Raw genomic sequence first — 12,956 nt, forward strand, 5'->3', positions numbered from 1 at the left:
TCCCTTCTTTTGTCCCATCGCGCACCTCGGGTGGGGGGGGGGGGGGGGGGGGTGGTGTGGGTTTTGGTTGGGTGGGTGAGCGGGGTGCGCGCCTCCTCCCCCCCCCCCCCCCCCCCCCCCCCCCCGCGGCGCGGACGTCACCGACGTCCGCGACCGCATCCGCCGCATCACCCTGAGCCGGGGGGCCGCCAAGGACGGCCTGATGATGGGCCGCTGAGGACCTAGCGCGTCACGCGGTGGCGGAGGTAGGTCACGCGGGAGTCGAAGGTGCGGGACTCGACGAGTTCCAGGTCCACCCGGCGCTCGTTCCGGGGAAAGAACGGGATGCCGCCGCCGACGAGCACCGGGTAGACCATGGCCCGGTACTCGTCGATCAGACCCGCCGCGGCCGCCTCCGCGGCGAGGGTCGCGCCGCCGATCGCGATCTCGCCCTCGCCCGGCTCGGCCCGCAGCCGCTCGATCTCCTCCGCCACGCTGCCCGAAGCCAGGCGGGCATGGCCCTCGACCGTCGACAGCGTGGTGGAGAACACCACCTTGGGAAGCGGCTTCCAGAGCGCGGTGAACTCGAGCATGGCGTCGTCGAGCGAGGGGTCCTGGTCGGCGGTCTCCCAGTACAGCATCGTCTCGTACAGCCGCCGTCCCATCAGGTGGACGCCGACCCCGCGGATGTCGTCGATCCAGAAGCGGAAGACCTCCTTGCCGGGCTCCGTCCAGTCGAAGCCGCCGTCCGGCCCGACGATGTAGCCGTCGAGCGAGACGCTCATCGAATAGGTCACGCTGCGCATCGGAAGTCCTCCTCGGTGCCGGGTCAGCCAGTACGGCTACGGCACATTCTTCTCCGTCGTCCCCGGCTCCGTCCGGGCCAGCTCCGACTTGCGGTAGGAGTACGCGAAGTACACCACCAGGCCCAGCGCGAACCACACGGCGAACCGGACCCAGGTCTGCCACTCGAGGAACGTGATGAGCCAGATCGAGAAGACGACACCGATCGCGGGCACCACCGGCATGCCGGGGCAGCGGAACGTCCGCGGCAGGTCGGGCTGCTTGTAGCGCAGCACGATCACCGCGATGCAGACCACGACGAACGCCAGCAGGATGCCGATGTTGGTGAGCTCGGCCGCCTCGCCGATCGGCAGGAACCCGGCGATGGCGGCGGACGCGACGCCCACGATCCAGGTGACGCGGGTCGGCACGTGGCGGGTCTCGCTGGTCTTCGCGAACCACTTGGGCAGCAGCCCGTCGCGGCTCATCGAGAACCACACGCGCGTGCAGCCCAGCATGAACGTGAACATCACGGTGAGGATGCCGATGATCGCGCCGACGGCGATGACGTCCGCGAGCCCGCCGAGCCCCGCCGCCTTGAACGCGGAGGAGAAGCCGCTCTCGGGGTCGATGTCCTTGTAGTCCTGCATGCCGGTGAGGACCAGGCAGGCGAGGACGTACAGGACCATCGAGATGGCGAGCGAGTACAGGATCGCCTTCGGCATGTGGCGCTGCGCGTCCTTGGACTCCTCGGCGGCCGTGCTCATCGCGTCGTACCCGAAGACCGCGAAGAACACCGTGGCCGCGCCCGTGAAGGCACCGCTGACGCCGAACGGGAAGAACGGCGAGTAGTTGCCCGTCTCGACGTGGAAGAAGCCGACGCCGATGACGAGGAGGACGACGAGGACCTTCAGGACGACGACGACCATCTCGAAGCGTGCCGCGTTCTTGATGCCGAGCGTCAGCATGTACGCGATGAACAGACACAGGACGGCGGCGAACAGGTCGACCTTGTGGCCGTCGCCGGTGCCGGGCGCGCCCAGCATCCAGGTGGGCAGCTCCGCGCCCATCTCGCCCAGCAGGAAGTTGAAGTAGCCCGAGATGCCGATCGCGACCACCGCGACGATCGCCGTGTACTCCAGGATCAGGTCCCAGCCGATGAACCACCCGACCAGCTCGCCGAGGACGGCGTACCCGTAGGTGTACGCCGAGCCCGCCTTCGGGATGAGGCCCGCGAACTCCGCGTAGGAGAACGCGGCCGCGGCGCTCGCCACGCCCGCGATCAGGAACGAGATGAGGACCGCGGGGCCGGCCTTCTCGTTGGCGACGGTGCCCGCGAGCGTGAAGATGCCCGCCCCGATGATGCCGCCCACGCCGATCGCGGTGAGCTGCCACAGGCCGAGGGTGCGGGTGAGCTGCCCGCCCGCACCGCCTGTCTCGGTGTCGTCGATACGGTCGATGGGCTTGCGGCGCAGGACGCCCTGCCCCGGTCGTAGTCCGGCCATGAGCCTCACCTCTTCGCTGGCGGCGGTCGGCTGATGGCCGATCATGATGGCCCAGCGGCCGGAGGCGGGGAAGACGCCACGCACCCGCCGCGCGCGCGGGCGCGCGCCGGGGACGAGGTTCGCCCGGTCGGCCTACGACGGCCTCCCGAGGTGGCCCGGGGGACGCGCTACGGCACCACGGTGACCGGCCAGCGCCCGGCCTTCACCAGGCGCACCGCTACCGAGCCGACGATGCGGTGTCCCGCCTGTTCGGACGCGCCGACCACGACGGCGTCCGCCTTGAGCTCGTCGGCGGCGCCGACCAGGCCGTTGTAGGGGTCGCCGCGGAAGGTGTGGAACTCCCAGCGCACGTCGAATATCCCCTTCACGCGCTCCGTGGCGTCGCGGATCTCGGCGATCAGGTTCTCCGCGATCGCCTCGGTGGTGTCCGCGACGGGTGCGCCCAGGGCTGCGCCCGCTGCGAGGACCGGCTGGACGTACACCACCGCGAGCAGCGCCCGCTGCCGCCGCGCCAGGCCTCCGGCATATGCCGCTGCGCGCAGCGAGGAGTCCGAGCCGTCGACCCCGACGACGATCACCTTCGGCCCGTCGGTGCCGCGTTCGAACTGATGGCCCTGCGCAGGAGCGTCTTCCGTCACCCTCCGAGGCTAGCCCAGGTCCCGGGGCACCCGGGCCCGGGGCCCTGGGGGGCGCCCCGTAAGGGGCGCACCTCGGCCCCGAGAGTGGCGGCCGACGGGCGGCCCGGGCCCGGGGTTCCTAGAGTCGGGTGCATGAGTGAGTCCGTGGCCGAGCCGGGCGCAGCCCCCCGCGCGGCGGAGCGACGCCGCATCCTGGCCAAGGTCCCGGAGGGCTTCGCCCTCTTCTTCGGCGCCCTGGGCCTCTTCTGCGCCGTCCTGGCCGTCATGGCGCCGCTCAGGCACCTGCTGCGGCCGGTGATCCGCTTCCTCGACCTGATCACCGTCCCCGTCAGCGCGAACCTCGCGTACGCCGTGTTCCTCTTCCTGCTCGCCGCCGCCATCGCGGCCCGCAAGAAGGTCGCGTGGTGGCTCGTCGTCATCTACCTGGGCCTGCTGCTCGCCTTCGACGTGCTCGGCATCGCCCTCGGCTACTGGGCCGAGTCGGTGCCGTCCCTGGTGGTGTGCGGCGTCGCGCTGGTGTTCCTGATCCTGGCGCGCGGCGAGTTCTACGCCGACTCGCGGCGCGGGGCCGTACGGCGGGCCGTCGGCGTGCTCGCCGCCGGGCTCGGCGTGGCGGTGCTCCTCGGCTGGGGGCTCGTCGAGCTGTTCCCCGGGACGCTGCCGCGCGGCGAGCGGCTGCTCTGGGCGGCCAACCGCGTCTGCGGCGGGCTCATCCACGGCCACGACTACTTCGACGGCGCGCCGCCGCGTCCGCTGTTCTTCTTCCTCGGCCTGTTCGGCGCGCTCGCGCTCCTGAACGCCGCGATGACACTGTTCCGCTCGCAGCGCATGGAGGCGGCGCTGCACGGCGACGAGGAGCCCCGCATCCGCGCCCTGCTCGGCCGGTACGGCGACCAGGACTCCCTCGGCTACTTCGCGACGCGGCGCGACAAGGCCGTCGTCTTCTCACCCAGCGGCAAGGCGGCCGTGACCTACCGCGTCGAGGCGGGCGTGTGCCTGGCCAGCGGCGACCCCGTCGGCGACCGGGAGGCCTGGCCGCGCGCGATCGGGGCCTGGCTCGACGTGGCCCGGCGCTACGCCTGGGCGCCTGCCGTGATGGGCGCGTCCGAGGAGGGCGCGAAGGCCTTCGCCCGCGCCGGGCTCGGCGCGCTGCAACTCGGCGACGAGGCCATCCTGCACGTGCCCGACTTCGACCTGGACGGCCGCGACATGCGCGTCACGCGCCAGGCCGTCAACCGGGTCCGCCGCAGCGGCGCCACCGCCCGCGTACGCCGCCACTCCACCCTCACCGACGAGGAGATGGAGGAGATCATCGACAAGGCGGACGCCTGGCGGGACACCGAGACCGAGCGCGGCTTCTCCATGGCTCTGGACCGGCTCGGCGACCCCGAGGACGGCGACTGTCTGCTGGTCGAGGCCCAGGACGCCGACGGGCGCCTGCTCGCGCTGCTCTCGCTCGTGCCCTGGGGCCGTGACGGCATCTCCCTGGACCTGATGCGCCGCGACCGCAGCGCGCCCAACGGGGTCATGGAGTTCATGGTCGCCGAACTGTGCGCGGTGGCACCGAAGTTCGGAGTGAAGCGGATCTCGCTGAACTTCGCCGTGTTCCGGTCGGTGTTCGAGGAGGGCGCCCGGATCGGCGCGGGCCCGGTGCTGCGGCTGTGGCGCCGGCTGCTCCTGTTCTTCTCCAAGTGGTGGCAGCTGGAGGCCCTTTACCGGTCCAACGCCAAGTACCACCCCGAGTGGTACCCGCGCTTCATCTGCTACGGCGACACCGGCTCCCTCGCCCGCATCAGCCTCGCCTCCGGCATCGCCGAGGGCTTCGTCTCCGTGCCGTCGCTGCGCAAGCTGTGGGGCAAGGGGCACACCAAGCCCCGCGGCGTCACCAAGCCCGCCACCACCGAGGGCCTGCCGCCCCTCACCGCGCTCGGCCTCGGCGCCGCCGACGACACCATCCGCGACCCCGTGGAGTCCCTGCCCGAGCAGATCCGCATCCGGCACCGGACACTCGACCGGCTGCGCGCGGACGGCATCGACCCCTACCCGGTCGGCATCGCACCCCGCACCCATGAACTCGCCGCGATCCGCCCGGACATGACGGGCGATCAAGTGACGGTCGCGGGCCGCGTGATGCTCGTACGCGACTTCGGCGGCGTCGTCTTCGCCGTACTCCGGGACTGGTCCGGCGACCTCCAACTCGCCTTCACCCGCGACCGGTCGGGCCCGGACGTCCTGGACGCCTTCACCGCGGGCACCGACATCGGCGACCACATCGTCGCCACCGGCGAGGTCGGCCGCAGCGACCGCGGCGAGCTGACCGTCTTCGCCGCCTCCTGGCAGCTCACCGGCAAGTGCCTGCGCCCGCTGCCCGACAAGCGCCGCGGCCTCACCGACCCCGAGGCCAAGGTCCGCCGCCGCTACCTCGACCTGGTCGCGAGCCCCGCCGCCCGCGACGCCGTGCGCGCCCGCTCCACCGCCGTCCAGGCCCTGCGCCAGGGCCTGCTCGACCGCGGCTATCTGGAGGTCGAGACGCCGATGCTCCAGCAGATCCACGGCGGCGCCAACGCCCGCCCCTTCACCACCCACATCAACGCCTACGACCTCGACCTGTATCTGCGCATCGCCCCCGAGCTGTACCTGAAGCGGCTCTGCGTCGGCGGCATGGAGAAGGTCTTCGAGATGGGCCGCACCTTCCGCAACGAAGGCATCTCCTACAAGCACAACCCCGAGTTCACCATGCTGGAGGCCTACCAGGCCTTCGCCGACTACGACGTCATGCTCGACCTGACCCGCGAACTCGTCCAGGGCGCCGCGACCGCCGCCTTCGGCACCCCGATCGCCCGCAGGACCGCCGCCGACGGCACCGTCACCGAGCACGACATCTCCGGGGCCTGGCCGGTCAAGACCGTCTACGGCGCGCTCTCCGAGGCGCTGGGGGAGGAGGTCGACGCGGACACGGAGCTGCCCGCCCTGCACCGGCTCTGCGACCGCGCGCACGTCCCGTACACGATCGACGACGGCCGCGGCGACATCGTCCTTGAGATGTACGAACGCCTCGTCGAGGAGCCGACGACGCTGCCCACCTTCTACAAGGACTTCCCCACCGACGTCTCCCCGCTCACCCGCCAGCACCGTGCCGACCCGCGCCTGGCCGAACGCTGGGACCTCGTCGCCTTCGGTACCGAACTGGGCACCGCCTACTCGGAGTTGACCGACCCCGTCGAACAGCGCCGCCGCCTCACCGCGCAGTCGCTGCTCGCCGCCGGGGGAGACCCCGAGGCCATGGAGCTCGACGAGGACTTCCTCGACGCCCTGGAGTACGCCATGCCGCCCACCGGCGGGCTCGGCATCGGCGTGGACCGGCTCGTCATGTTCCTCACCGGCCTGACCATCCGCGAGACCCTGCCGTTCCCGCTGGTCCGCCGCCGCTGACCGGCCCGCCGCCGCGCGCGGCCCGGCTGGTCCCATCGGGTGCATTCACGCGTCCCGCCGGTGTCGCGGAGGTGTCGCGGCCTTCGGCCATGCGACGGATTAATGATGAAAACCGATCAGATGCCTTCGGGGCGCCGGGCGCTGCTCCGCTGTGCCGCCGTGCTCGGCGCGGCCACCACGGCCCGGCTCCTGACCGCGGACACCGCCGCGACCCCCGGCCGGGCCCCGTCCGCGACCGCGGCGGCCGGACCCGCCGCGGGGCCGCAGACCGGCCGCCCGCCGAAGTCCCCGGCGCGGGCCTCCGCGTACCGGTTGCGTCCCATGACCGGGTACGGGCCCCAGCGCGGTGCCCCCGCGCGCCCGCCGGTGCGCCGCGCGCCGATCCTGCGGCTGCCCGGCCGCGTCCGCTCCATGGTCCTGAGCTTCGACGACGGGCCCGACCCGCGCTACACCACGGACATCCTGCGCACCCTGCGGCGGCACGACGCCCGCGCGATGTTCTTCGTGTGCGGCGAGATGGCGGCGGCCCACCCGGACCTGCTGCGCGCGATGGTCGACGACGGGCATGTGATCGGCAACCACACCTGGAGCCACCCGCTGCTTCCGCGCCTCTCGCGCGAGTCGATCCGCCGTCAGATGGAGCGCACCTGCGACATCGTCGACGCCACCGTGGGGCGGCCGCCGGAGTGGTTCCGCGCCCCGTACGGCGCCTGGAACCGGGCGGCCTTCGAACTCGGCGCGGAGCTGGGCATGGAGCCCCTCGCCTGGACCGTGGACACCCTCGACTGGCGCACCCCCGGCACCGGCACCATCGTGCGCCGCGTCCTCGGCGGCGCGGGCCCCGGCGTCGTGGTGCTCTCGCACGACGCGGGCGGCGACCGCTCGCAGAGCGTGCAGGCGCTGCGGGCCTATCTGCCGGAGCTGGTGGACGCCGGGTACCGGCTCACCGTTCCCAGCCGGTACCGCGTCTAGGCACGGGGCCGGTCGAGGCGTCCGGGCGCCGGGTCAGGTCGGGGAGTCTGGGCGCCGGGCCCGGGCGGGGTGTGCGGGCGCAGGGAAGGGGGCGCGGGTCCGGTGCCCGCGCCCCGATCGTGGACCGCCGATTGGCCGGGTGCCTCAGCGCACCTCGACGAGGCGGGCGAACACCACGACGTTCCCGTCGTAGCCGTTCTGCTTGGAGAAGCCGCCGCCGCAGGTGATGACCCGCAGTTCGGGCGTGGCGCCGCTCGCGTACACACGGCCGCCGGGGAAGTTGTTCTTCTCGAAGACCTCGATGCCGTAGATCTCGAAGACGGCCGTGCGCCGGTCCTTGCGCAGGACCTCGACGCGGTTGCCCTTCTTGAGCGAGCCGAGGCCGTAGAAGACGGCGGGCCCGCGCTGGTTGTCGACGTGCCCGACGACCACGGCCGTGCCCTTCTCGCCCGGCGACACCGCGCCGGTGAACCACCCCGCCAGATTGGGGTCGTCCGGCGGCGGCGCGTCCACCCAGCCCTCCGCGTCCAGGCCGACCGCCATGACGGGAGCGTCGACCCGGATCGCCTTGACGCGGACGCGGTCGGCAGGGGAGAACGCCAGCGGCGCGGGGCCGTCCGACTTGGTGGGCGCGCGGTCCGCCGCCGCGGCCGACGCGGGCTGCGGCGGGCCGACGTCGAACTCGCCGGAGCCGTTGCGGATCAGGGCGAGACCGGTCAGCAGGACCAGCGCCATGACGCCCCACGGCGCGCGTTTCCGCTGCCTTTCCTCCTCGTCGAATTCTTCCGAAGGCTGGGACGAAGACATTCTCTATCCCCTCTCAACGCGGCATTTCGGCCGCGTCCATTGCGCGTGGGAAAAACGCTATGCGCAGCGCGCGCGGCGTGCGAAAGGGCGGGAGCGAACGGGTGGCGGCAGAGAGGGTTCTGCGCCATCCGAGTCGTCGCCCGCAGGAAATTTCTGACGGTCCGTGACCTGCGGCAATATCCACTCGCGCGGACGCGCTCCGGCGTGTCACCTCACCAGGACGGCCGATTCCCGAAATGCGGCTGCATGCAGGGCGTCTGAGGGTCTATCTGGGAGGCGCTCTCGCCGATCGACCGGGGAAATGGTGTCCCCGGGGCGCCTGCCGCGGAGGAAGATACCCATGCGCAATTCTCGTGCTCTGGCGGCCGTGGTCGCCGCAGGCGCCCTGGTCGGGTTCGCGGCGCCGTCCGCCGCGGCCTGGGCGGAACCGAGCAACATCGTCGCCATGCCCAGCGTCATCGCCAGGGGTGGCCAGCTGACGGTCACCGTCGACGGCAGCTCCTGCAGCTCGCCCGGCAGCTACGTCGAGTCACCGGCGTTCCCCCGGACCAACCTGAAGCACATCCCGGGCGGCTCCACCGCGAGCGCCACGGTCACCGTCAACCACAACGCCCACCCCGGGGCGTACGACATCACGGCGAACTGCGGCGGCAAGCCCCTCACCCGGCCCGCCGCCTTCACGGTCATCCACGGCGGTGTCCGCGGCGGCATCGGCGGCAGCACCACGTCCGGGGCGACGCGGACCGACATGGCGATCGGCGGCGCCCTGGTGGCGGCCGCGGCCGTCGGCGGCGGAGTGTTCTGGATGCGCCGCCGGTCCGAGAGCAAGGCCTGACGGCTCCCGCGGCCGGACGGAGCGTGACGGCCCGTCCGGCACCCACACGGCCGACCGGCCCGGCGCGTCCCCTTCCGCGCCGGGCCGGCCGCCTGTGCCGGGGTGGGTCAGGACTCGTCCTGGCCGGTGCGCCGCCGGGTCCAGTAGTACGCCGTGCCGAGGACGCCCGCGATGAGGGCGCCGCCGAGGGCGAGCTGCTGGCCGTCGAAGCCGCCGGAGCTGCCGCCGACGCCCGCCTTGACACCCCGGGTGTGGTGCGGGGTGGGGTGGTGGCTCGGGCTGCTGCTGGAGTGGCCGCCGACGATGGTCAGGTCGGTCGTGCCCGACTCCTGGCCACAAATGAACGTCACCTCGTACATGGCACCGGGCTTGGCGTCCCAGAAGACCATCGCGGTGGCCGACGACTGGCCCTTGGGGATGGTCACGTCGTCGAAGACGCCCGACGTCACCTTGGTGTTGTGCTCGCAGCCGTCCACGCTGAGCGTGACCTGGCCGCCCGCGGCGATCGTCGACGGCGTGACCCGGAAGCCGAACGACGTGATGTTCTCCTCGCCCGCGACGGCCGCGGACGCCGGGGGCGCGGTGAGGGTGAGGGCGGTGGCGGTGAGCAGAGCGGCCGAAGCGACGCGTATCGCGCGCATGAGCAATTCCTCCGGGTCCCCGAGGAGCAGCCGCGGACCTTCTTCCGCTTGCGCCTGATATGCACCTCGATGTCCCGAACGCTAGGCAGGGCCCGGGACGCCCGCGATCGGTGTCGTGCGAACGGGGCATTCCTGTGGGCCGGACAGGGGAACGCGACGGCGCGGCGCGGCGGTGCGGGCGCGGGAATGTGGCAGGGCGTCAGGCGCGGGCGGGGGCCGGGCGGAGCCGGTCGGGCGGACCCGGTCGGACGGGGGCTGGAGGCGGTCCGGGGCGGAGGGTGGGCTTCCGGTGCTCGCGGGTCCGCGCGGGTCACACACCGTGTGCTCGCCGCGCACACATTGGCCCGGCGCACACACTCCCCGCGGGGCGGGGGCGGGGGGTTTGATGACGCATATGCCGCACGGATGGAACGCCACGGGGGAACACGGGGGCGTCCGGCGGCTGGGCCACCGGTACTTCCCCAGGGCCGGTGGCCCCCGCGGCCGCCGGGCGGGATCGGATCCGTGCCTCCCGAAGGGGTGATCCCGACCCGGCCCTGCCCCGCGCCCGGCGCCGCCGACCCGCCGGACACGGCCCGGCGCGCGTCCCGGATACGGCCTAGCCCACGTCCGGGAACAGCGACTCGAACGGCTCCGCCGTCGCCGCGATGCCGCGGCTGTAGGGCGCGTCGAAGTCCCAGATGAGGAAGAGCAGGAAGGCGATCAGGGCGGAGAAGAGCCCGGCGAGGATCAGTTCGCGGGCGGTGCGGCGGATCTGGAGGGCGAAGATGAGGCCCACCGTGACGAGGCCGCCGCTGATGAGGCCGAACCACACGACGCCCGGCATGGTGGCCCCCGCGCTGTCGGCACGGGCGCCGCGGGCGTCGTCGGCGAGCGCGACCTGGTCGATCAGGGGCTGGTAGGCCTGGGCCTGGAAGTCGGACTTCGGCTCGAAGTCGGTGACGTCGTGGCGCAGCCGGGCAAGCAACTCGTCCCCGCGCCCGGTCAGCTCGCCGCGCTTGGTCATGGTGTCCCACTCGGTGGTCACGACATGGCCGACATACGCCCGTACATCGGCACGGATCCGATCCCGGGCATCCTGCGGGTACACCCGGACCCGTTCATTGACCTCGTGCAGGGCCTGGGCCTCGGCACGCACATGATCCTGGGCGGCGCTGCGGGCCTCCCACACACCGGCGATGGCGAGGCCGAGGACGATGGCGTACACCACGCCGATCATCATCGTCATGTACTCCATGACATCCGGAGTTTCCGAAGTGTCGTAGTCCGTGGAGGTTCGTCGGTGCCGGAGCACCACGATGACGAGGACGACGGCGCACGCGGCGGCCATCGCGAGGGTGAGAACAAGCCATTCCGACAAGGGTTCCTCCGGCGGTCAGCGCGGTCGCAGGGCGGCGACGGCGAACACCGCGGGCGCGGTGACGAGCAGGGTGAGCGAGACCAGGGACGGCCCGCCGCGGGGCGGCTGCTTGCGCGGCGGCGCGTGGTACACGGGGTAGGTGACGGGCGGGGGCGACGGGGCGGGCCGACGGGTCTTGGGGGCGGTCGGGGGAGGGGGTGTGACCTGGGGTTCGACGGTCGGCGGGGGAGCGAGGGGCGGGCGGGGCGCGGGTGGTGCGGGGGCCACGCGGGGTGGTGGCGGCGCGGGCGCCGGGGGTGGGGGCGGCTCCGGCGGCGGCGTCGGCCTGGGGGTCGGGGCCGGGGTGGGTGTGGGGGTCGGCTTCGGGGGTGTCGGCTTGGGGGTCGGAGTGGGTTTGGGGGGATGCGTGGGCTTGGGGGGCTTCGGGGTGGGTTTCGGGGGCGTGGGCTTCGGCTTCGGCGGGGGTGTGGGCGGCGGCGTACACCCCGGGCCGCTCCCCGCGAGGACGACCCCGCCCCGACCGGTCGACGCGGACGCGCACGCGTCGGCGGGCGCCGCCGCGGCGCCCGCCGGTGCGCCGAGGAGCCAGGCCAGGGTGAGCAGCGCGAGGGCGCGCGTGACGGGGGCCGTGCGGCCCCTGGAGGATCCGGGCACGACCGAGATCATGGACCGCGCGCCCCCTCGCGCGGGCGCGAGCGGGCGTCGAATCGTCCGAACGTGGGAGCGGCCGTACGCGGGTTCGCGCGCCCCCGACGCGTCAGGGCGCCGACGCAACCCTTTCGGCGGCACCGGAAACTTTTTTGAGACCGCGTTGAACGCTGCGCCCGGTCCCGCCCGTACCTAGGGCCATGCGTGACGCAGCAGGCGTCGCCGGGACGCTACTGGCGTCACAACAGCCAAGCACACAGCGGGAGTTGAAGATGCAGCATGTATCAGGGGGTTCCCCCAGGGCCTGGCGGAGCGCCTCGCTCGTAGCGGCAGCTGCGGCCATGCTGGCGCTGACGACGGCGTGCGGTCAGGAGAAGGGGGAGCAGACCCCCAAGGGCCAGAACGTGGGCAACGAGGCCCCGGTCAAGGACGGGGCGGGCGCGGGCGACGGCTACGGCTCGGGCGGTGGCTACGGCTCGGACTCCGGGAGCGGCGCGAGCAAGACGAAGGCCGCCGGGCAGCTGGCCGTGTGGGACAGCAAGAAGCTCGGCAAGGTCGTCATCGACAGCGCGGGCTTCACGCTCTACCGGTTCGACAAGGACACCGCCGAGCCCCCCAAGTCCAACTGCGACGGGGCCTGCGAGACCACCTGGCCCGTGGTGGCCGCCAAGGGCGCCAAGGCCGCCCCCGGCGTCGACAAGTCGCTGCTCGGCGAGGTCACCCGGTCCGACGGCAGCAAGCAGCTGACCATCGACGGCTGGCCGATGTACCGGTTCGCCAAGGACGCCAAGCCCGGCGACGCCAAGGGCCAGGGCGTGGGAGGCACCTGGTATGCCGCCGCGCCCGACGGGAAGAAGGCCGCGCCCGCCGCCGACTCGGGCGCGGACTCCGGCGGCGACGCCGCCCAGCCCGCCGACCTCGCCGGACTCTCCACCCGCAACGACCCCAAGCTCGGCGAGATCGTCGTCGACAAGAACGGCATGACCGTCTACCGCTTCACCAAGGACTCCGCCTGGCCCATGAAGTCCGCGTGCACCGGCCCCTGCCTGGAGAAGTGGCCCGTGGTCAAGCCGGTGGCCAAGAACGACACCAAGGGCATCCTGAAGAAGGGCTTCGTCACCTTCAACCGCCCCGACGGCCTCAAGCAGCAGACGATCGACTGCTGGCCGCTGTACACCTTCGCCGGTGACAAGAAGCCCGGCGACACCAACGGGCAGGGCGTGGGCGGCACCTGGTTCGCCGCCGCCCCCACCGGCAAGGCGGTGGGCGCCACGAAGTAGGCCATGTAGTCCATCGGGCACGGCAGCCTCCCCCCCCCACAACCTCCCCCCACGCCGACCGGTCCGTTCCTTCCGC

11 protein-coding genes are annotated in these 12,956 nt (G+C 72.8%); 4 read left to right on the plus strand and 7 right to left on the minus strand.

All coding sequences use genetic code 11. The features are described from left to right. Positions 1–221 precede the first annotated feature (221 nt). The 3 genes from ACZ6AA_RS35100 to ACZ6AA_RS35110 all read right to left on the minus strand — a co-directional run bounded on the left by ACZ6AA_RS35100 (position 222) and on the right by ACZ6AA_RS35110 (position 2,905). Positions 222–785 carry a dihydrofolate reductase family protein gene (locus ACZ6AA_RS35100; protein WP_471462503.1) on the minus strand — a complete coding sequence of 188 codons (564 nt, stop codon included), beginning with the start codon at positions 783–785 and terminating at the stop codon, positions 222–224. A gap of 36 nt (positions 786–821) precedes the next feature. After that, positions 822–2,267: an amino acid permease gene (locus tag ACZ6AA_RS35105; RefSeq protein ID WP_468460732.1), complete on the minus strand. Its 1,446-nt coding sequence runs from the start codon at positions 2,265–2,267 to the stop codon at positions 822–824. A 167-nt stretch (positions 2,268–2,434) separates the two neighbouring features. Beyond that, the gene (locus tag ACZ6AA_RS35110) at positions 2,435–2,905 is read right to left on the minus strand and encodes a universal stress protein (protein WP_468460730.1); all 471 of its coding nucleotides are present in this window, start codon (positions 2,903–2,905) and stop codon (positions 2,435–2,437) included. 132 nt (positions 2,906–3,037) lie between these two features. On the opposite strand from ACZ6AA_RS35110, the gene lysX reads away from it, so the two are divergent. Next, positions 3,038–6,337, plus strand: coding sequence for a bifunctional lysylphosphatidylglycerol synthetase/lysine--tRNA ligase LysX (gene lysX, locus ACZ6AA_RS35115; protein WP_471462506.1), 3,300 nt, complete (start codon positions 3,038–3,040; stop codon positions 6,335–6,337). 105 nt (positions 6,338–6,442) lie between these two features. Further along, positions 6,443–7,309, plus strand: coding sequence for a polysaccharide deacetylase family protein (locus ACZ6AA_RS35120; RefSeq protein ID WP_468460859.1), 867 nt, complete (start codon positions 6,443–6,445; stop codon positions 7,307–7,309). A 144-nt stretch (positions 7,310–7,453) separates the two neighbouring features. On the opposite strand, the gene ACZ6AA_RS35125 is transcribed toward ACZ6AA_RS35120, so the two are convergent. Further along, entirely contained in the window at positions 7,454–8,116 is a 663-nt protein-coding gene (locus ACZ6AA_RS35125; protein WP_468460726.1) for a class F sortase, read from the minus strand. 340 nt (positions 8,117–8,456) lie between these two features. On the opposite strand from ACZ6AA_RS35125, the gene ACZ6AA_RS35130 reads away from it, so the two are divergent. Beyond that, positions 8,457–8,951, plus strand: coding sequence for a hypothetical protein (locus tag ACZ6AA_RS35130; RefSeq protein ID WP_468460724.1), 495 nt, complete (start codon positions 8,457–8,459; stop codon positions 8,949–8,951). Between the two features lie 107 nt (positions 8,952–9,058). On the opposite strand, the gene ACZ6AA_RS35135 is transcribed toward ACZ6AA_RS35130, so the two are convergent. From ACZ6AA_RS35135 to ACZ6AA_RS35145, 3 genes are all read right to left on the minus strand, one after another. After that, positions 9,059–9,592 (minus strand): hypothetical protein, encoded by a 534-nt coding sequence (locus ACZ6AA_RS35135; protein ID WP_471462508.1) that lies wholly within the window; start codon positions 9,590–9,592, stop codon positions 9,059–9,061. 598 nt (positions 9,593–10,190) lie between these two features. Then, the gene (locus ACZ6AA_RS35140; RefSeq protein WP_468460720.1) at positions 10,191–10,952 is read right to left on the minus strand and encodes a bestrophin-like domain; all 762 of its coding nucleotides are present in this window, start codon (positions 10,950–10,952) and stop codon (positions 10,191–10,193) included. A gap of 15 nt (positions 10,953–10,967) precedes the next feature. Beyond that, a complete protein-coding gene (locus tag ACZ6AA_RS35145) occupies positions 10,968–11,606 on the minus strand; it encodes a hypothetical protein (RefSeq protein ID WP_471462510.1) in 639 nt (212 codons plus the stop codon). Positions 11,607–11,872: 266 nt separating this feature from the next. Between ACZ6AA_RS35145 and ACZ6AA_RS35150 the strand changes: the two genes are divergently transcribed. Further along, on the plus strand, positions 11,873–12,880 hold the full coding sequence (locus ACZ6AA_RS35150; RefSeq protein ID WP_471462512.1) for an SCO0930 family lipoprotein: 1,008 nt from the start codon (positions 11,873–11,875) through the stop codon (positions 12,878–12,880). Positions 12,881–12,956: the final 76 nt, after the last annotated feature.

The organism is Streptomyces sp. NPDC040610 (assembly GCF_055594065.1).